This is a genomic window from Citrobacter sp. Igbk 17 (genome assembly GCF_028069775.1).
Taxonomy (GTDB): domain Bacteria; phylum Pseudomonadota; class Gammaproteobacteria; order Enterobacterales; family Enterobacteriaceae; genus Citrobacter.
In genome coordinates, this window is record NZ_JANEWI010000016.1 from 31,211 (window position 1) to 49,858 (window position 18,648).

At 53.9% G+C, this 18,648-nt stretch carries 16 protein-coding genes and 1 pseudogene; 7 read left to right on the forward strand and 10 right to left on the reverse strand.

Annotated elements, in window-relative coordinates; genetic code table 11:
• Nucleotides 1–43: 43 nt before the first annotated feature.
• Genes pxpA through ybgI form a run of 4 tightly spaced genes read right to left on the reverse strand, consistent with a single transcriptional unit; the run spans nt 44 to nt 3,109 of the window.
• Nucleotides 44–778, reverse strand: a complete 735-nt coding sequence (gene pxpA, locus NNO08_RS11425; RefSeq protein ID WP_271456750.1) for a 5-oxoprolinase subunit PxpA — start codon at nt 776–778, stop codon at nt 44–46.
• A complete protein-coding gene (gene pxpC, locus NNO08_RS11430) occupies nt 768–1,700 on the reverse strand; it encodes a 5-oxoprolinase subunit PxpC (RefSeq protein WP_271442205.1) in 933 nt (310 codons plus the stop codon). The genes pxpA and pxpC overlap by 11 nt, the downstream gene beginning before the upstream one ends.
• Complete coding sequence (gene pxpB / locus NNO08_RS11435) at nt 1,694–2,350, reverse strand: 5-oxoprolinase subunit PxpB (RefSeq protein WP_271442204.1); 657 nt, start codon at nt 2,348–2,350, stop codon at nt 1,694–1,696. The genes pxpC and pxpB overlap by 7 nt, the downstream gene beginning before the upstream one ends.
• Before the next feature lie 15 nt (nt 2,351–2,365).
• Nucleotides 2,366–3,109, reverse strand: a complete 744-nt coding sequence (gene ybgI, locus NNO08_RS11440) for a radiation resistance protein YbgI (protein WP_101742420.1) — start codon at nt 3,107–3,109, stop codon at nt 2,366–2,368.
• A gap of 289 nt (nt 3,110–3,398) precedes the next feature.
• On the opposite strand from ybgI, the gene dtpD reads away from it, so the two are divergent.
• On the forward strand, nt 3,399–4,880 hold the full coding sequence (gene dtpD, locus NNO08_RS11445) for a dipeptide permease DtpD (protein WP_271456751.1): 1,482 nt from the start codon (nt 3,399–3,401) through the stop codon (nt 4,878–4,880).
• Nucleotides 4,881–4,932: 52 nt separating this feature from the next.
• On the opposite strand, the pseudogene NNO08_RS11450 reads toward dtpD, so the two are convergent.
• The 4 genes and pseudogenes from NNO08_RS11450 to NNO08_RS11465 all read right to left on the reverse strand — a co-directional run.
• Nucleotides 4,933–5,661, reverse strand: a pseudogene (locus tag NNO08_RS11450) (Rpn family recombination-promoting nuclease/putative transposase); the annotation flags it as partial.
• Nucleotides 5,662–5,759: 98 nt separating this feature from the next.
• On the reverse strand, nt 5,760–7,178 hold the full coding sequence (gene phrB / locus NNO08_RS11455) for a deoxyribodipyrimidine photo-lyase (RefSeq protein ID WP_271456752.1): 1,419 nt from the start codon (nt 7,176–7,178) through the stop codon (nt 5,760–5,762).
• An 18-nt stretch (nt 7,179–7,196) separates the two neighbouring features.
• Nucleotides 7,197–7,751 (reverse strand): DUF1722 domain-containing protein, encoded by a 555-nt coding sequence (locus NNO08_RS11460; protein ID WP_271456753.1) that lies wholly within the window; start codon nt 7,749–7,751, stop codon nt 7,197–7,199.
• 97 nt (nt 7,752–7,848) lie between these two features.
• Nucleotides 7,849–8,055: a YbfA family protein gene (locus NNO08_RS11465; RefSeq protein ID WP_003022870.1), complete on the reverse strand. Its 207-nt coding sequence runs from the start codon at nt 8,053–8,055 to the stop codon at nt 7,849–7,851.
• A 308-nt stretch (nt 8,056–8,363) separates the two neighbouring features.
• Here NNO08_RS11465 and kdpF point away from each other — a divergent pair, with 308 nt between their 5' ends.
• The 6 genes from kdpF to kdpE are packed head-to-tail and all read left to right on the forward strand — an operon-like array spanning nt 8,364 to nt 16,145.
• Entirely contained in the window at nt 8,364–8,453 is a 90-nt protein-coding gene (kdpF, locus tag NNO08_RS11470; protein ID WP_001670793.1) for a K(+)-transporting ATPase subunit F, read from the forward strand.
• Nucleotides 8,453–10,132: a potassium-transporting ATPase subunit KdpA gene (gene kdpA, locus NNO08_RS11475; protein WP_271456754.1), complete on the forward strand. Its 1,680-nt coding sequence runs from the start codon at nt 8,453–8,455 to the stop codon at nt 10,130–10,132. Before kdpF ends, kdpA begins: the two co-directional genes overlap by 1 nt.
• A 20-nt stretch (nt 10,133–10,152) precedes the next feature.
• Complete coding sequence (kdpB, locus tag NNO08_RS11480) at nt 10,153–12,201, forward strand: potassium-transporting ATPase subunit KdpB (RefSeq protein ID WP_271442198.1); 2,049 nt, start codon at nt 10,153–10,155, stop codon at nt 12,199–12,201.
• An 8-nt stretch (nt 12,202–12,209) separates the two neighbouring features.
• On the forward strand, nt 12,210–12,776 hold the full coding sequence (gene kdpC, locus NNO08_RS11485) for a potassium-transporting ATPase subunit KdpC (protein ID WP_271456755.1): 567 nt from the start codon (nt 12,210–12,212) through the stop codon (nt 12,774–12,776).
• Between the two features lie 10 nt (nt 12,777–12,786).
• Nucleotides 12,787–15,471 carry a two-component system sensor histidine kinase KdpD gene (gene kdpD, locus NNO08_RS11490; RefSeq protein WP_271449852.1) on the forward strand — a complete coding sequence of 895 codons (2,685 nt, stop codon included), beginning with the start codon at nt 12,787–12,789 and terminating at the stop codon, nt 15,469–15,471.
• Complete coding sequence (kdpE, locus tag NNO08_RS11495) at nt 15,468–16,145, forward strand: two-component system response regulator KdpE (RefSeq protein WP_271442195.1); 678 nt, start codon at nt 15,468–15,470, stop codon at nt 16,143–16,145. Before kdpD ends, kdpE begins: the two co-directional genes overlap by 4 nt.
• A gap of 99 nt (nt 16,146–16,244) precedes the next feature.
• Here the strand turns inward: kdpE and pgm are convergent, their stop codons facing one another.
• Together pgm and seqA are read right to left on the reverse strand one after the other, a co-directional pair.
• On the reverse strand, nt 16,245–17,885 hold the full coding sequence (pgm, locus tag NNO08_RS11500; protein ID WP_271456756.1) for a phosphoglucomutase (alpha-D-glucose-1,6-bisphosphate-dependent): 1,641 nt from the start codon (nt 17,883–17,885) through the stop codon (nt 16,245–16,247).
• A gap of 24 nt (nt 17,886–17,909) precedes the next feature.
• On the reverse strand, nt 17,910–18,452 hold the full coding sequence (seqA, locus tag NNO08_RS11505) for a replication initiation negative regulator SeqA (RefSeq protein WP_271456757.1): 543 nt from the start codon (nt 18,450–18,452) through the stop codon (nt 17,910–17,912).
• Nucleotides 18,453–18,648 lie beyond the last annotated feature (196 nt).

The following is an 18,648-nucleotide window of genomic DNA, read 5'->3' on the forward strand; positions in this document are numbered from 1 at the left end:
TTATGTTGTTGTGTTGTATATTATTGTTTTGTATTAAAAATACTTATGCGCTAATTTGAATATTGCAGGCGCTGAACGCGCTGCGCAAACGACGGGCAAAAGCGAGTGCGTGCTCACCATCCCCGTGAATGCATACCGTCTGCGCGGTTACGCTTGCCCATGTTCCACTCTGACTTTTTACTCTCCCGGACTGCACCATTTCTAACGTTTGCGCCAGCGCCTGCTCTTCGTCTTCGATCAGTGCACCTGGCTGACTACGCGGAACCAGACTACCATCAGCCTGATACCCCCGATCTGCAAAAACCTCCTGACGCGTCTCCAGACCATAATGTTCACCGGCACGGATCAATTCGCTCCCCGCAAGCCCTACCAGTATCAATGACGGATCGCAGGCATAAACCGCTCTGGCTATCGCATCGGCCAGCACAGGATCTTTTGCGGCCTGGTTATAGAGCATGCCGTGCGGTTTCACGTGGCGCATCACGCCCCCTTCTGCCCGGGTGATGACAGACAGGGCACCAATTTGATACAGCGTTTGTGCATAAACCGTTTCGGCAGGCAGATTCATAGCACTACGACCAAAATTTTCCCGGTCCGGAAAGCCTGGGTGTGCCCCCACAGCCACGCCGTTTTTCAGCGCTTCCCGCACACTTGCCAGCATGGTTTGTGCGTCTCCGGCATGAAATCCACAGGCGATATTAGCCGATGACACCAGTTGGAGAAGCGTCGCGTCGTTCGCACAGCCTTCACCGAGATCTGCATTCAAATCAATTTTCATCGTTAAGTCGCCATGTTAACTGTTCCAGATAGCGCTGCTGATCGTGACGTGCCTTCAACGCCTCTTCCAGCGAGCACTGAACAAAGTGAATCGGTTGTCCTAGAGGGATTTGCGCAAGGTGATACATATCCGCCTCGATGATACAGGCGATACGCGGATATCCGCCCGTGGTCTGGGCATCGTTCATCAGTACAATTGGCTGCCCGTTATGCGGGACCTGTACCACGCCGGGAAGCAAACCGTGTGACAACATCTCGCGGTCTGTCGTGCGTGTCAGTGGCTGCCCCTGCAGGCGATACCCCATACGGTTACTCTGTGGGCTCAGTCGCCACGGCGAGCGCCAGAACGATGCCTGCGATGCCTCGTCAAATTCCTGATATTCGGGTCCAGGTAACGCACGAATGTGGTTGCCCCACATCAACTGTTTTACCCCTTGTGGGCCATTGAATTGTCGTGTTGATACGCCAATCGCCAACTTGTCGCCATCGCGTAACAAACGCCCTTCAAACCCGCCAATACCGACTTTCAAATCGGTACTGCGCGATCCCATAACGTCGGGAACATCAATACCGCCCGCCACCGCCAGGTAACTGCGCATACCATGATGCGGGTGTTTTAATGACAGGCGTTGTCCGGCTTTAACTGGCAACCGCCAACCGCTCCATACCGGAGTACGATCCAAATGCGCTTCGCATCCCGCGCCGGTCAAGGCAAACCAACCATCCGCTTCAAATTCCACCACCAACTGACCTAACGTGACTTCCAGCGCAGCAGCATTCGCATCATTTCCTACCAGCAGATTAGCAACGTTCAATGCCGGTTTGTCCAACGCGCCGCAGTGGCTTACCCCTGACTGACGAAAGCCATGACGCCCCCCATCCTGTACGGAGGTGTACAGGCCAGCACGAATGATGTTTAACATACGCCCTCCTTCTGCGGGACAAAACGTACAGTATCTCCAGCCCGTAACAGGATCGGCTCCTCGCGCTGCGGATCAAAAAGCTTAACGGCGGTACGTCCTATCAGTTGCCACCCGCCGGGTGTTGCAATCGGGTAGATACCGGTTTGTGAACCGCCGATCCCCACCGAACCTGCCGGAACAAGTAAGCGCGGTTCGGCTCGTCTTGGCGTATGCAATGGTTCCGGTAAGCTCCCAAGATAGGGAAATCCCGGCTGAAACCCTAAAAACCAGACGACATAATCAACTGACGCATGCAATTCAACGACCTGCTTGTCGCTCAAACCACTGTGCCGGGCAACTTCGGCCAGATCGGGTCCATATTCGCCGCCATAGATAACGGGGATTTCGACAAAACGCGAATCCGGCTCCATCGCCTCGCTCTCTTCCCACCAACTTTGCAGGCGTTCAATTGCATCCAGCGCCAGCGTCTGCGGGGAATTCAGGATCACCGTGATATTGTTCATTCCCGGAATGGCTTCAAGTACATTCGGAGCATCAGCCAGACGCTGGGCCAGACGCCAGATGCGTTTCTGAGTTGCCAGCGTAATCGGTGGTTCCAGCTCCAGAACCACCGCGGTTTCACCTAACAGATAACAACGCGCTCGCTGCACTTTCGTCCCTCTTTATCAGGCTGGGTTAGGGATGTCGACGAACGTCACATCCAGATCGGTGTTTTCATTCAGCCATTCGCTCAAGGCACGAATACCGCCGCGTTCGGTAGCATGGTGACCGGCAGCATAGAAATGCAGTCCCTGCTCGCGGGCAGAGTGAATGGTTTGTTCAGAAACTTCCCCGGTAATAAAGGCATCAACACCAAAGCGGGCCGCACTATCAATGAAACTTTGACCGCCCCCCGTACACCAGGCAACACGCTGAACGTTTTCAGGCCCGGTATCGCCGCACCATAACGGTTTACGTCCCAGACGCGCTTCAATCCAGGATGCCAGTTCCAGCCCCGGAACGGGCATGGAGAGTTCCCCCCACGGTACCAGAGGCTCTATCTCCCCCATCACCGTGATACCCAACAGCGCGGCCAGCTGTGCGTTATTCCCCAGTTCGGGGTGGGCATCCAACGGCAGATGCCAGCCATACAGGTTGATGTCATTTTCCAGCAGCGTTTTCAGACGCCGGCGCTTCATGCCGCGAATAACCGGAGATTCTCCCTTCCAGAAATAACCATGATGAACGATGACCGCATCGGCCCCAAGGCGAACAGCTTCATCCAGTAATGCCTGGCTTGCGGTTACGCCGGTCACGATTTTTTGCACCGTTTCTTTGCCCTCAACCTGCAAACCATTCGGTGCATAGTCGCTTATGGCTGCGCTGTTCAGCTTGTCGTTAATCAGTTGTTCCAGCTCGGTGTTTTTCATCATCGTCCTCGTTGTCATAAATTCTGCCTGCTCAATCAGCAACACAGCTTCAGTTAAAATAGCGTCCTCACCTCCGTTCGTCGATAGCCATTTCGCTGACACATCAAGAAACAATCACGCGGCCTGTAAACGTAAATTGCTTACCACCATGAGATCGTATTCATGTATATTTATGCAATCAGACAGCATATTGCAAAAATAATCAGATCTGTATCAAAGTTACAACTTTAAGGAAACACACTCACACGGCACGTTCCTCCCGTCGTGAGGCATTTACTTCGAGAAAATAATGAATAAACAAGCATCTCAGCCACGCGCGATTTATTACGTCGTCGCGCTGCAAATTTGGGAATACTTCAGTTTTTATGGCATGCGTGCACTGCTGATCCTGTATCTCACTAACCAGCTTAAGTACAACGATAATCACGCATATGAACTGTTCAGTGCTTACTGTTCGCTGGTGTATGTCACGCCGATTCTCGGAGGATACCTGGCGGATAAAGTGCTCGGTAACCGTATGGCGGTAATGATTGGCGCATTTTTGATGGCAGTGGGACATTTGGTCCTGGGTGCCAGTAAAATGGCTCCAGCGTTTCTCTACTTATCTCTGGCCATTATTGTCTGTGGCTACGGTTTGTTTAAATCCAACATCAGTTGCCTGCTGGGTGAATTGTATAAACCGGAAGATCCGCGCCGTGACGGCGGATTCTCTCTGCTCTATGCCGCCGGTAACATTGGTTCAATTATTGCCCCTATCGCCTGCGGCTATGTGCAGGAAGAGTACAGTTGGGCAATGGGCTTTGCGCTGGCCGCTATCGGTATGCTGGCCGGGCTGGTCATTTTCTTATGCGGGAATCGTCATTTTGCTCAGACCACCGGCGTCAACAAAGCCGTGCTGTGTGCCAAATCGTTCATTCTGCCGAACTGGGCCTGGCTGCTGGTTCTGCTGGTCGCCGCACCACTTTTAATTACCGTCCTGTTCTGGAAAGAGTGGTCCGTGTACGCGCTGATTGTCGCCACTGTCATTGGTTTGGCGGTTCTGGCAAAAATCTACCGTCAGGCGCAAACGCAGAAACAGCGTAAAGAACTGGGTCTGATCGTAACCCTGACCTTCTTCAGCTTGTTGTTCTGGGCCTTTGCACAGCAGGGTGGTAGTTCCATCAGCTTGTACATCGACCGCTTTGTTAATCGCGACGTGATGGGATATTCAGTCCCAACTGCCATGTTCCAGTCAGTAAACGCCTTCGCCGTCATGTTGTGCGGCATCGTGCTGGCCTGGGTGGTCAAAGAAAGCGTGAGTGGCAATCGTACCGTTCGTATCTGGGGTAAGTTTGCTCTCGGTCTGGGGTTAATGAGTGCTGGTTTCTGTATTCTGACCTTAAGCGCCCGCTGGTCCGCCGCATATGGGCACTCCTCTATGCCGTTGATGGTTTTAGGGCTGGCAGTTATGGGTTTCGCCGAGCTGTTTATCGACCCGGTCGCCATGTCACAAATTACTCGTATTGAGATCCCAGGGGTAACCGGCGTACTAACCGGCATCTATATGCTGCTTTCCGGGGCCATTGCCAACTACCTGGCGGGTGTGATTGCTGACCAGACATCACAGGGTGCGTTTGATGCTTCCGGTGCCATCAACTATTCCATCAACGCCTATATTGATGTCTTTAGCGAAATTACCTGGGGCGCGCTGGCCTGTGTGGCGCTGGTGCTGTTGATTTGGTTATATCAATCACTCAAATTTAAAAACCGTCCTCTCGCGGTAGAGTCCTGAGTTTACGGGCCCGACGATGTAATATCACTCGGGCCCGTTATTTATCCGCAGGTTACGAATTCTTTGCCGCTAAATCCTCTTCAGACAGACCTGTAACCAGTAACACCATTTCGCGATCTATTCCCTGTGCCAGCATAGTTTGCGCTATACGCAAAGCGGCTTCGTGTTTACCTTGTTGTAACCCTTGTTGTAATCCTTCCTGTAATCCATCTAACCTTAACCGTTCTGCAATAGTCATCAGCCTCTCCTTGTGTTGGGGGATCCGTTGCGCCATCTCTTGCAAAAACTCATTGAAGCGAGATTCATCACCGGATTGCAGAATGTAATTAAACATCGCCTGGAGTTGCGTGTCATTAGCACATCCAGTAAGGATCAGTGAGGCCAGCTGTTCTACCAACCCTATCAAATCCCGCTGGCGGATATGCTTTTGCATCAGTTCCAACAACGCCATTCGCCTGTGCGCCATGATTTCGTCATCCGGCACCACCGTGATATCCACCAGCGGAAATGTGTTGGCATAAAGTTGCCGGGCCGCCACAGGTTCGGCGAACGCATCCAACCAGCATAGTGAATACGGGTACGGACTTCGACAGCCATGATAAAACAGCATCGGTATTACCAGCGGCAGTTCCTTGTGCCCGGCATCCAGATGGCGCTGCATGGCTGCTATCGCATAACGCAGCAGACGAAAAGCCATATGCGGGTCGGCTGAACTTTGGTGCTCGATTACGACATAGACATAGCCATCGCCGTCGCGTGTGCGCAGCGACCAGAGCACATCCAGCCATTAGCAGACTTGCGCGCCCCCTTCAGCGCTAAATGTGTACGACTGCAACATATTCATTCTGCTGGAAGGCATTACACAGAAATCTTCTACCCTCACGCCTTACGCGCTGCCTCATAGGCAGCCAGCGTGGCTAACCTTGCCTGCTTATGATCGACAATCGGACGAGGATAATGGAGTATCACCTGCATTTTTTCCGCCCACGTCCACGGTTCATGAACGGCTTTTCCCGGTACATCGCGTAATTCCGGTACCCATTGGCGGATAAAATCACCGTCACGGTCGAATTTCTCCCCCTGCGTGGTGGGATTAAAAATACGGAAATACGGCGCAGCATCCGTTCCGGTAGAAGCTGCCCACTGCCAGCCACCATTATTCGCCGCCAGATCACCGTCGATCAGTTGTGACATGAAATACTGCTCACCTTTTCGCCAGTCGATCAGCAGGTCTTTCACCAAAAAACTCGCCGCGATCATGCGTAAACGATTGTGCATCCACCCTGTGCCGTTAAGCTGGCGCATCGCCGCATCGACGATTGGATACCCGGTATTCCCCGTCTGCCAGGCCTGAAAATGCGTCACGTTATTTTGCCATTGCACACGATCGGTCCAGCGAATAAAGGGTTGATGCCGACACAGCGCGGGGTAGTACGTCAGTAGATGGCGGTAAAATTCGCGCCAGATGAGCTCGTTTAACCAAACGCTCCCGGCGCCTCCCTCTAGCGCCTGAGGCTGCTCGACTAACAAACGGTGCAGACACTGGCGCGGCGATAACCCGCCGGTGGCAAGGCTTGCCGACAACCGACTGGTACCTTCGTATGCCGGAAAATCACGTTGTTGCTCGTATTCCGCCGCGCCCTGCTGGCAAAACTGACGTAATTGCGCGATAACCGATTTTTCTTCTACCGGGAAAAGCGCCACATCAAAATCCTGCTGCGGATAGTTGAGCGTAACTGGCGTTGATGGGGAGGGAATTGCGCCGCTTTCGCGGGCTTTTGGTGCCGCAACACACTCTGGGATACTGTCTTTTAACCGCTTCAGCCAGGCATTTTTAAACGGTGTAAAGACTTTATACATCTCATGATTCCCGGTCATTACCGCGCCCGGCGCCAGGATTACGCTATCGTCAAAGCCCTCACACACCACCTGGGGTAATGATTTTTCTACCTGAGCATCGCGCTGGCGTTCGTTGATTTCGTACTGATAGTTATAAAACAGTCGGCTAACGTCATGCTGTGCGCAGACATTTTTGACTATCTCTACGCTGGCTGTGAAATCCTCAACGTCATAAACCAGCAGCGGGATGCCTTTTTCTGCCAGCGCCGTTTGCAGCGCATTCAACTGATTGCCGACAAACGCCGCCTGACGCGGTGACATATCATGCGCTTTCCACTGTGCGGGCGTGGCAATATATAACGCCAATACCCGTGACGAACGATCCCGACATGCCGCTGCCAGCGCAAGATTGTCATGCAGACGTAAATCTCGCCGAAACCAGACCAGATGAGTGGTCATAAAACTCCCGAATAAAAATTAAGCTTTGCCGTGTAAACGCAGAATCGCAGGCCAGAGTTCAAAGTAACGTTGCCCGGACAACCAGCTGTTCGGGTGTTCCGTCATATAGTGTTGGAGGAGCATCAATGGCGCAAGCAGCGGCTGCATCTCACGTCGATAGTTATCGATTATTGAGGTCAATTCCTGACGTTGATGCAGATTGAGCTGGTTACGAAAATAACCCTGCACATGCATCAGGACATTAGTATGGTTGCGTCGGGAGGCGTGATTAAACAGCAGATGAATCAACCGCAAACGGTACTCAGTATAAAAAGCATCGAGGCTTGCCCATTCGTGGATTGCGGCAACCAAAGGGCCGAGCTCACGATACTCCGGTTGGGAATGTGCCAGTAGCACCAGCTTGTAACGGGTGTGAAAATCAATCAATGCACCACGTGATAATCCGCTCTGGCGCAGTCGGTGCAATTCATGCAAGGCATAAATACGTACCAGCGTATTCTCGTCAAACAGAAATTTATCGTTCGCTTCTGTGGTCAGACAGGCGCGGATACCAACAGAAATTCTCTTGCTCATCGCCACTCCTTATCCGTTACACAGGTAAGTGTAGACTGCGACGTATAAAAAAACCGCCACATTGCTGTTGGCGGTTTTTTTGAGCCTGAACGGTAACTTAGTAGAAATCGCAGGTGGCTTTTTCAGCCTGCTCCATCCACACCGGCTTATCACTGGTTTTCGACCAGACGCGATGTAGGTAGCTGTAAAAACGGGCACGGTCTTTCCAGAACAGCATGACCGGCAGCGCCAGAACACCAGCCACTACGGCAAAGGTACGGCGCAAGAAAACAATGTGTGCTGGATATTCTTTATAAAAGTCCATAATCCTCTCCCATATATCTGTTCGGTGAATCGCACCGGAAAAATAAACTTGGTTAACTGATGAAAATAATACCGCCTTGTGTGTAATTTTGCTACTCATCCGACCACTTATTTTTATCTATTGATGCTCCGTTTAACCTAAATTCGTAATTAAGTTACATAAAAGTTAAATTAATACTAATCATTAGTTAAATAATGGTCTTTGCCATTTTTATACTTTTTTTACACCCCGCCCGCAGATTTTTGCGAAATCTTTGCAACCAAAAACCTACGCTCTGGTTATCACATTTATGCCACTGGAGGTGCACTGTGAGTGCAGGCGTGATAACCGGCATTGTGCTGGTCTTTTTGTTACTGGGTTATCTGGTGTATGCCTTGATTAATGCGGAGGCGTTCTGATGGCAGCGCAAGGATTTTTACTCATCGCCAGTTTCCTGCTGGTGCTGTTTATTATCGCCAGGCCGCTGGGCTTTGGGCTGGCACGTCTTATCAACAACACATCCTTACCCGGCCTTGCAGGCGTTGAGCGTGTGCTGTGGCGTGGGCTGGGTATTTCGCAGCAAGAAATGACCTGGCTGCACTATTTGCTGGCGATCCTCGCACTGAATATCCTCGGTCTGCTGATACTGTTTGCGATGTTGATGGCACAAAACCTGCTGCCGCTCAATCCGCAACAGTTGCCGGGGCTTTCGTGGGATCTCGCGCTCAATACCGCTGTTAGTTTTGTGACCAACACCAACTGGCAGTCCTATGCAGGCGAAACCACTTTAAGCTACTTCAGCCAAATGGCCGGCCTGACCGTGCAGAATTTCCTGTCTGCGGCGACAGGTATTGCGGTGATCTTTGCCCTGGCTCGCGCCTTTACGCGCCAGAGTATGAACACGCTAGGGAATGCCTGGGTGGATCTGGTACGCATTACGCTGTGGATATTACTGCCGATTTCTCTGCTCATCGCGCTGTTTTTCATCCAGCAAGGTGCGCTGCAAAACCTGTTGCCTTATCAGGCGATCACCACGCTTGAAGGGGCAAAACAACTGCTGCCGATGGGACCTGTCGCCTCACAAGAGGCCATTAAGATGCTCGGTACCAACGGCGGCGGCTTTTTTAATGCCAACTCCTCACATCCGTTTGAAAACCCAACCGCGCTGACCAACATGGTACAGATGCTGGCTATCTTCTTAATTCCCACCGCGCTGTGTTTCGCCTTCGGCGACGTCGTGGGCGATCGTCGACAGGGACGCACTCTGCTCTGGGCTATGTCGCTTATTTTTGTCGTTTGCGTGGCGGTTGTGATGTGGGCCGAACTGCAGGGTAACCCGCATCTGATGGCGTTTGGCGCAGATAGCAATATCAACATGGAAGGTAAAGAGAGCCGCTTTGGCGTGCTGGTCAGTAGCCTGTTTGCGGTCGTCACGACGGCCGCATCCTGTGGCGCAGTCATTGCTATGCACGACTCCTTCACTGCGCTGGGCGGCATGGTACCGATGTGGTTGATGCAGATTGGCGAAGTGGTGTTCGGCGGTGTGGGGTCAGGGTTGTACGGCATGCTGTTGTTCGTGCTGCTGGCGGTCTTTATTGCCGGACTGATGATTGGCCGCACTCCGGAGTATCTGGGTAAAAAAATCGATGTCCGCGAAATGAAAATGACCGCGCTGGCGATTCTGGTTACTCCTGCGTTGGTGCTGCTTGGGACAGCGATAGCCATGATGAGCGATGCCGGGCGTAGCGCCATGCTCAATCCTGGGCCGCATGGTTTTAGCGAGGTGCTGTACGCAGTCTCGTCTGCCGCCAATAACAACGGTAGCGCTTTTGCCGGATTAAGTGCCAACAGCCCATTCTGGAACAGCCTGCTGGCCGCGTGCATGTTCTTCGGCCGCTTCGGCGTCATTATCCCGGTGATGGCGATTGCCGGGTCGCTGGTCGGTAAAAAGAGTCAGCCAGCAAGTCCGGGCACGCTACCTACCCACGGTGCGCTGTTTGTTGGATTGTTGATCGGTACAGTGTTGCTGGTTGGCGCCCTCACCTTTGTTCCTGCGCTGGCGCTTGGCCCGGTAGCAGAATACCTCTCTTTACGTTGAGTGATGCGGAGCACATGACTATGAGTCGCAAGCAACTGGCGCTGTTCGAACCTTCTCTGGTCGCACAAGCGCTAATGGACGCAGTGAAAAAATTAAGTCCACATACTCAGTGGCGTAACCCGGTGATGTTTATCGTCTGGCTGGGCAGTCTGTTGACTACCCTGTTAACGGTAGCGATGGCGACAGGCCATATGTCAGGTAACCCAGTGTTTACCGGCGCGATAAGCCTCTGGCTGTGGGTGACCGTTCTGTTCGCTAACTTTGCGGAAGCGCTGGCTGAAGGGCGTAGTAAAGCGCAGGCCAACAGCCTGAAAGGAGTCAAAAAGACCGCCTTTGCCCGTAAACTTCGTGAACCCAAATATGGCGCGCAAATGGATCACGTGCCAGCCGAGGAGTTACGCAAAGGAGATATCGTGCTGGTGGAAGCTGGCGATATTATCCCTTGTGACGGCGAAGTTATCGAAGGTGGTGCCTCGGTGGATGAAAGCGCCATTACCGGGGAATCCGCGCCAGTAATCCGTGAATCCGGCGGCGATTTTGCCTCCGTCACTGGCGGGACACGCATTCTCTCGGACTGGCTGGTGATAGAGTGTAGCGTCAATCCCGGAGAAACATTTCTCGATCGAATGATTGCCATGGTCGAAGGCGCACAGCGACGTAAAACGCCGAATGAAATCGCGCTGACGATCCTACTGATTGCGCTGACTATCGTCTTTCTGTTGGCAACCGCCACACTGTGGCCGTTCTCTGCCTGGGGCGGCAGTGCGGTCAGCATCACGGTACTTGTCGCCCTGCTGGTCTGTCTGATCCCCACCACGATCGGTGGGCTGCTCTCCGCGATTGGCGTCGCCGGGATGAGCCGCATGCTGGGTGCGAACGTTATCGCCACCAGCGGACGTGCGGTAGAAGCGGCTGGCGACGTCGATGTCCTGCTGTTGGATAAAACCGGCACCATCACGCTGGGTAACCGCCAGGCCTCTGATTTTCTGCCCGCCCAGGGCGTGGATGAAAAAACACTGGCCGACGCTGCACAGCTTTCATCACTGGCTGACGAAACGCCGGAAGGCCGCAGCATCGTTGTCCTGGCTAAACAGCGCTTTAACCTGCGGATACGTGATGTACAGTCGCTCCATGCCACCTTTGTACCGTTTACCGCACAAAGCCGGATGAGCGGTATCAACATCGATAACCGAATGATCCGCAAAGGCTCCGTAGATGCTATTCGTCGTCACGTCGAAGCCAACGGCGGCCACTTCCCTGCCGATGTAGAGCAGAAAGTCGAAAACGTTGCTCGCCTTGGCGCGACGCCGCTGGTCGTTGCTGAAGGTTCGCGGGTGCTGGGTGTGATAGCCCTGAAAGATATTGTCAAAGGTGGGATTAAAGAACGTTTTGCTCAGCTGCGCAAAATGGGCATCAAAACGGTGATGATCACGGGCGACAACCGCCTGACTGCTGCAGCAATCGCCGCAGAGGCGGGAGTGGATGACTTTTTAGCCGAAGCGACACCGGAAGCCAAGCTGGCACTGATCCGTCAGTATCAGGCGGAAGGTCGATTGGTGGCGATGACGGGTGACGGAACCAACGACGCCCCGGCACTGGCGCAGGCCGATGTCGCGGTCGCGATGAACTCCGGGACCCAGGCCGCTAAGGAAGCGGGCAACATGGTGGATCTCGACTCTAACCCCACCAAGCTGATTGAAGTGGTGCACATTGGTAAACAGATGCTGATGACGCGCGGATCGCTGACCACCTTTAGTATCGCCAACGACGTGGCGAAATATTTCGCCATCATCCCGGCTGCGTTCGCCGCAACTTACCCGCAGCTTAACGCACTGAACGTCATGCGACTGCATTCGCCGGATTCTGCGATCCTGAGCGCCGTCATCTTCAATGCGTTGGTGATTGTCTTCCTGATCCCACTGGCGCTGAAGGGGGTGAGCTACAAGCCGTTATCCGCTTCCGCCATGCTGCGCCGCAATCTGTGGATCTACGGTCTGGGCGGCCTGGTTGTGCCGTTTATTGGTATCAAAGTGATTGATTTACTGCTGACCCTGCTGGGTCTGGTGTGAGGTTTCAGATGAGTGGATTACGTCCTGCATTATCAACATTGCTTTTCCTGATGCTTATCACCGGCGGTGTTTATCCGCTGCTGACCACCGCGCTGGGGCAGTGGTGGTTTCCCCACCAGGCTAACGGCTCGCTTCTGCGTGAAGGTCAGATAATTCGCGGCTCTGAACTGATCGGGCAAAATTTTACCGCCGCGGGTTATTTTCATGGACGCCCGTCGGCAACGGCAGAAGTACCCTATAATCCAATGGCTTCGGGTGGCAGCAACCTGGCAGCGAGCAACCCGGAGCTGGATAAGCAGCTACAAAGCCGAATTGCCGCACTGCGTGCTGCTAACCCACAGGCTAGCCCTGTTGTGCCCGTGGAACTGGTCACCGCGTCCGCCAGCGGTTTGGACAATAACCTGACACCCGAGGCGGTCGCCTGGCAAATTCCCCGCGTGGCGCAAGCCCGCAACCTCAGCGTTGAAGAGGTTACGCAGTTGGTTGCACACTATACACAAAAGCCGCTGGTCAGTTTCATCGGCCAGCCGGTAGTGAACCTCGTGGAACTTAATTTAGCGCTGGATAAGCACTGAGAAAAAGGACATGCATAGCGAACCCCTACGCCCCAACCCCGATCGCCTGCTGGAGCAGACCACCGCGCCGCACCGGGGAAAACTGAAAATTTTCTTTGGCGCTTGTGCGGGCGTAGGCAAAACCTGGGCCATGCTGGCGGAGGCACAACGGCTACGATCGCAGGGGTTGGATGTGCTGATTGGTGTGGTGGAAACCCACGGGCGCAAGGAGACCGCCGCACTGCTGGACGGTCTCACCGTGCTACCGCTGAAACGTCAGGCACACCGTGGACGGCATATCAGCGAGTTCGATCTTGATGCCGCCCTCGCCCGCCGTCCGGCGCTGATTTTGATGGACGAACTGGCGCACAGCAATGCGCCAGGATCACGCCACCCCCGGCGCTGGCAAGATATTGAAGAACTGCTGGAAGCCGGGATTGATGTTTTTACCACCGTTAACGTTCAGCATCTGGAAAGTCTGAATGATGTGGTCAGCGGCGTCACCGGTATTCAGGTGCGTGAAACCGTTCCTGACCCGTTTTTCGATGCCGCTGACGATGTGGTCCTGGTCGATCTCCCCCCCGACGATTTGCGTCAGCGCCTGAACGAAGGCAAGGTCTATATTGCCGGTCAGGCAGAGCGTGCTATCGAGCATTTCTTCCGCAAAGGTAATTTGATAGCGCTGCGTGAACTGGCCCTGCGCCGCACCGCCGATCGGGTAGACGATCAGATGCGTGCCTGGCGGGGACGCCCAGGAGAAGAAAAAGTCTGGCATACCCGCGATGCCATTTTACTGTGTATTGGACACAACACCGGCAGCGAGAAACTGGTGCGAGCCGCTGCACGCCTGGCGGCACGTCTCGGCAGCGTCTGGCATGCGGTATATGTTGAAACACCTGCGCTACACCGGCTACCCGAAAAACAGCGGCGGGCAATCTTAAGCGCGCTGCGACTAGCGCAGGAACTGGGGGCGGAAACCGCCACTCTCTCCGACCCGGCCGAAGACAAAGCCGTTGTCCGTTATGCCCGGGAACACAACCTGGGGAAAATTGTGCTCGGGCGTCCGACAACCCGTCGTTGGTGGCGCAGCGATTCCTTTGCAGACAAGCTGGCTCATCGCGCACCAGACCTCGACCTGATGATTGTCGCACTGGACGATCCCCCTTCTCGTCAGACATTACAAACCACGGATAACCGCACCTTTAAGGATAAATGGCGGGTACAAATCCAGGGTTGCGTGGTCGCCGCTGCATTGTGTGCTGTTACGACGTTGATTGCCATGCAGTGGCTGGTCGCATTTGACGCAGCCAACCTGGTGATGCTCTATCTACTGGGCGTGGTGGTGATCGCCCTGTTCTACGGGCGCTGGCCGTCGGTGGTGGCCACATTTATCAACGTCGCCAGCTTTGATCTCTTCTTTATTGCTCCACGCGGCACGCTTGCCGTGTCTGACGTCCAGTACCTGCTTACCTTCGCCGTGATGCTGACGGTTGGGTTGGTTATCGGTAATCTGACCGCGGGGGTGCGTTATCAGGCCCGGGTTGCACGCTATCGTGAGCAACGAACGCGGCATCTGTATGAGATGTCGAAAGCACTGGCTGTAGGGCGCAGCCAGCAGGATATCGCGGCTACCAGCGAACAGTTCATTGCCTCGACGTTTCAGGCCCGTAGCCGGGTGTTATTACCTGACGAAAACGGTAAGTTGGTTCCCCTGACGCATCAGCAGGGTATGACACCGTGGGATGACGCCATTGCCCAGTGGAGTTTTGACAAGGGGCAGATGGCAGGTGCTGGCACCGACACATTACCTGGCGTTCCCTATCAAATTTTGCCCTTAAAAAGCGCCGATAAAACTTATGGGCTACTGGTAGTAGAGCCAGGAAACTTGCGTCAGCTGATGATCCCGGAACAGCAACGTCTGCTGGAAACCTTCACCCTGCTGGTGGCCAGTGCGCTGGAGCGCCTTACTCTGACAGCCAGTGAAGAGCAGGCCCGCTTTGCCAGCGAGCGAGAAAGTATTCGCAATGCACTGCTCGCCGCCCTGTCCCACGATTTACGCACGCCGCTGACGGTGCTGTTCGGTCAGGCGGAGATATTAACGTTGGATCTGGCAAGTGAAGGTTCGCCACACGCACGCCAGGCCAGCGAGATCCGCCAGCACGTGCTTAATACCACCAGACTGGTCAATAATCTGCTGGATATGGCGCGAATCCAGTCTGGCGGCTTTAATCTTAAGAAAGAGTGGCTAACGCTGGAAGAGGTGGTAGGCAGCGCCCTGCAAATGTTGGAGCCCGGGCTGGCAACACCCATTAACCTGTCACTTCCGGAGCCGTTGACGCTGGTACACGTTGATGGGCCACTCTTTGAGCGGGTGCTGATCAATCTGCTGGAAAATGCCGTCAAATATGCAGGTCCGCAGGCGCAAATCGGTATCGACGCCCAGGTCGACGGCGAGCATCTGCTGCTGGATGTTTGGGACAATGGGCCCGGCATTCCTGCCGGCCTGGAACAGCGTATTTTCGACAAGTTTTCCCGTGGAAACAAAGAATCATCGGTACCGGGTGTTGGGCTGGGGCTGGCAATTTGTCAGGCGATTGTCGACGTGCACGGTGGCACGATTTCAGCGCATAATCGTCCGCAGGGAGGGGCGTGTTTCCGTGTTACACTGCCGCAGGAAGCGCCCCCTGAACTTGAAGATTTTCATGAGGATATGTGACAAACGTACTGATTGTTGAAGATGAACAAGCCATTCGTCGCTTTCTGCGCACCGCGCTGGAAGCGGATGGCCTGCGTGTGTATGAAGCGGAAACGCTGCAACGTGGTCTGTTGGAAGCCGCCACACGAAAGCCCGATCTCATCATTCTCGACCTCGGTCTTCCGGACGGTGACGGTATTGATTTTATCCGCGACCTGCGGCAGTGGAGCGCCATCCCGGTGATCGTGCTGTCAGCCCGCAGCGAAGAGAGCGATAAAATCGCCGCGCTGGATGCCGGTGCCGATGACTATCTCAGCAAGCCATTCGGCATTGGCGAGCTACAGGCTCGTTTACGCGTTGCACTGCGGCGTCACGCCACCGGCCCCTCTCCTGATCCTGTGGTGCAATTTTCTGATGTAAAGGTGGATATTGCCGCGCGTCTGGTTCATCGCGGGGATGAGGAGGTTCATCTGACGCCAATTGAGTTTCGCCTGCTGGCCATACTGCTCAATAATGCCGGAAAAGTGCTGACCCAACGCCAGTTATTGAATCAGGTGTGGGGACCGAATGCCGTTGAACACAGCCATTACTTACGTATCTATATGGGCCATCTGCGCCAGAAACTGGAGCTGGATCCGGCTCGCCCACGCCATTTTCTTACCGAAACCGGGATTGGCTACCGGTTCATGCCGTGAATATGCACTGAATAAAAAAGCCGGATCAGCGCACAGGCTATCCGGCTTTGTTGTTATTCATGCTGGATAGCGACGCAAGCGCCTTATCCGGCAGAGGATTTACGCGTTCTTCAGCACTTCGCTGACAATCTCAACCGCTTCTTTCTCAATCTGCTTGCGATGTTCTTCACCCAGGAAGCTTTCGCAGTAGATCTTGTAAGCGTCTTCGGTACCTGACGGGCGTGCGGCAAACCAACCGTTGTCAGTCATGACCTTCAGGCCGCCAATCGAGGCGCCGTTACCAGGCGCCGCCGTCAGACGCGCAGTGATAGGATCCCCCGCCAGCGTGCTGGCGCTCACCATTTCCGGAGAGAGCTTAGACAACGCCGCTTTCTGCGCGGAGGTGGCTCCAGCCTGAATTCGGTTATAGCTCGGTGCACCAAAGCGCGCCGCCAGTTCGTTGTAATGCTCTTGCGGGTTCTTGCCTGTCACAGCCGTAATTTCCGCTGCCAGCAGACACATGATGATGCCATCTTTGTCAGTCGACCACGGTGTACCGTCGAAACGCAGGAAAGATGCACCCGCACTTTCTTCGCCGCCGAAACCAAAGCTACCATCGAACAGACCGTCAACGAACCATTTGAACCCTACCGGCACTTCGACCAGTTTACGTCCAAGGTCGTTCACCACACGATCGATCATCGCGGAGGACACCAGTGTTTTACCCACAGCGACATCTTTGCCCCACTGTGGGCGATGCTGGAACAGGTAGTTGATCGCGACCGCCAGATAGTGGTTCGGATTCATCAGTCCAGCCGGCGTTACGATACCGTGACGGTCATAGTCCGGGTCATTGGCAAACGCCAAATCGAACTTGTCACGCAGCGCCAGCAGACCAGCCATCGCGCACTCGGAGGAGCAGTCCATACGAATGGCACCGTCTTTATCAAGATGCATAAAGCGGAAAGTCTGGTCGACCTGATCGTTAACGAGAGTCAGATTCAGGTTGTAGTGCTGAGCGATACGTTTCCAGTATTCGATACCGGAACCACCCAGTGGATCAACGCCCAGCGTCAGACCCGCTTTCTGGATTGCCGCCATATCGACGATATCTGCCAGCCCTTCCACGAAGGGTTGAACCAGGTCTTGCTCTTTAACATGACCGGACGCCAGTGCGGCATCCAGCGGGATACGCTTCACGCCTTTCAGACCATCAGCCAACAGTGCATTAGCCCTGTCCTCTACGACTTTGGTGACGTTGGTATCTGCCGGGCCACCGTTTGGCGGATTGTATTTAATGCCGCCGTCTTCTGGTGGGTTATGGGACGGCGTGATCACAATACCGTCAGCCAGCAGACCGCCTTTTTTATTGTGGACCAGGATAGCATTAGACACGGCAGGTGTTGGCGTAAAGCCGTTGTTTTCCTGCACGATGACATCAACACCGTTCGCCGCCAGCACTTCCAGTACAGAGATAAATGCCGGTTCAGACAACGCGTGGGTATCCTTGCCCACATAGCACGGGCCAGTAATCCCGTTTTTCGCACGTTCTTCGGCAATCGCCTGAGCGATAGCCAGAATATGCGGCTCATTAAAACTATGACGACCCGCACTACCGCGATGCCCGGATGTACCGAACTTCACCGCGTGCTCCGCATTCCCTGCCGTCGGTTTTAGTACATAGTATTGCGCCGTTAACTGGGCGACATTAATCAAATCACTCTGTTGTGCAGGTTGACCTGCACGGTTGTGGATTGCCATTGCCTGGTCCTTCTAATGCAAGGATTAAATTGTTCCGCAAACCTTTTCAATCAACTCCGCGGGGAATTGCATTGACTGCATGATATGTTCAACCATGCTGCATTTACGGCCGGTATTCGTGTTGGTGATCACCCAATATGGCGTGCCTAGCACGTGTTTCGGTTTGGTTTGATTACCATTTTTCAGCAACGTCTGTTCATCCGCTGCGAAATAAACGCGCGTGCGGCCATGCAACGATTCTGTTGCTTGTGCAAACGCGTGTTGATCCAGTGAGTAAAGTGTAGACAGCACCAGCATAAAGCGATTCACTGCTTTTTTCTGTTCCGCATATTCATCGGAAAGCAGCAGTTCACGCATGGCGCGCACTTTGTCTTTCGCGGGGTTGACCGGCTTGGCTTCCACGACAGGTTGCACGGCGCGGACTTCTTTTACTACCGGAGTGACAGGCTGTGATGCGGCGGAAAACTTCAACATACGCCGTAAAATGTCGGATGCGCTCTCGCCAATATGCTTGGTGTGGCTGGCAATATAGCTATAGAGTTCATCATCAACTTCAATCGTTTTCATCTTAATCCAGTGCAATGTTTGGCTGAATACAAGTTGTCAGGACTTTACACACTGTAGTGTAAAGGCAAATCCTAACAGCGGATAGCGTCGAGCCTGGTGACCAGCAAAACTCGGAGTAACCGTAGTTGTTGCAGCCATGTGGCAGAATGGTCAACATGATACCCTAACCCGTGAGTGTGAAAAAAAGAACTTTGCC

What these genes read in the sequence shown, in the direction of transcription:
- kdpC (WP_271456755.1), top strand. Translation starts at nt 12,210, where the DNA reads ATGAGTGGATTACGTCCTGCATTATCAACATTGCTTTTCCTGATGCTT.
- kdpB (WP_271442198.1), top strand. Translation starts at nt 10,153, where the DNA reads ATGAGTCGCAAGCAACTGGCGCTGTTCGAACCTTCTCTGGTCGCACAA.
- NNO08_RS11465 (WP_003022870.1), bottom strand. Translation starts at nt 8,055, where the DNA reads ATGGACTTTTATAAAGAATATCCAGCACACATTGTTTTCTTGCGCCGT.
- kdpA (WP_271456754.1), top strand. Translation starts at nt 8,453, where the DNA reads ATGGCAGCGCAAGGATTTTTACTCATCGCCAGTTTCCTGCTGGTGCTG.
- pxpA (WP_271456750.1), bottom strand. Translation starts at nt 778, where the DNA reads ATGAAAATTGATTTGAATGCAGATCTCGGTGAAGGCTGTGCGAACGAC.
- dtpD (WP_271456751.1), top strand. Translation starts at nt 3,399, where the DNA reads ATGAATAAACAAGCATCTCAGCCACGCGCGATTTATTACGTCGTCGCG.
- pxpC (WP_271442205.1), bottom strand. Translation starts at nt 1,700, where the DNA reads ATGTTAAACATCATTCGTGCTGGCCTGTACACCTCCGTACAGGATGGG.
- ybgI (WP_101742420.1), bottom strand. Translation starts at nt 3,109, where the DNA reads ATGAAAAACACCGAGCTGGAACAACTGATTAACGACAAGCTGAACAGC.
- NNO08_RS11460 (WP_271456753.1), bottom strand. Translation starts at nt 7,751, where the DNA reads ATGAGCAAGAGAATTTCTGTTGGTATCCGCGCCTGTCTGACCACAGAA.
- kdpD (WP_271449852.1), top strand. Translation starts at nt 12,787, where the DNA reads ATGCATAGCGAACCCCTACGCCCCAACCCCGATCGCCTGCTGGAGCAG.
- phrB (WP_271456752.1), bottom strand. Translation starts at nt 7,178, where the DNA reads ATGACCACTCATCTGGTCTGGTTTCGGCGAGATTTACGTCTGCATGAC.
- pgm (WP_271456756.1), bottom strand. Translation starts at nt 17,885, where the DNA reads ATGGCAATCCACAACCGTGCAGGTCAACCTGCACAACAGAGTGATTTG.
- seqA (WP_271456757.1), bottom strand. Translation starts at nt 18,452, where the DNA reads ATGAAAACGATTGAAGTTGATGATGAACTCTATAGCTATATTGCCAGC.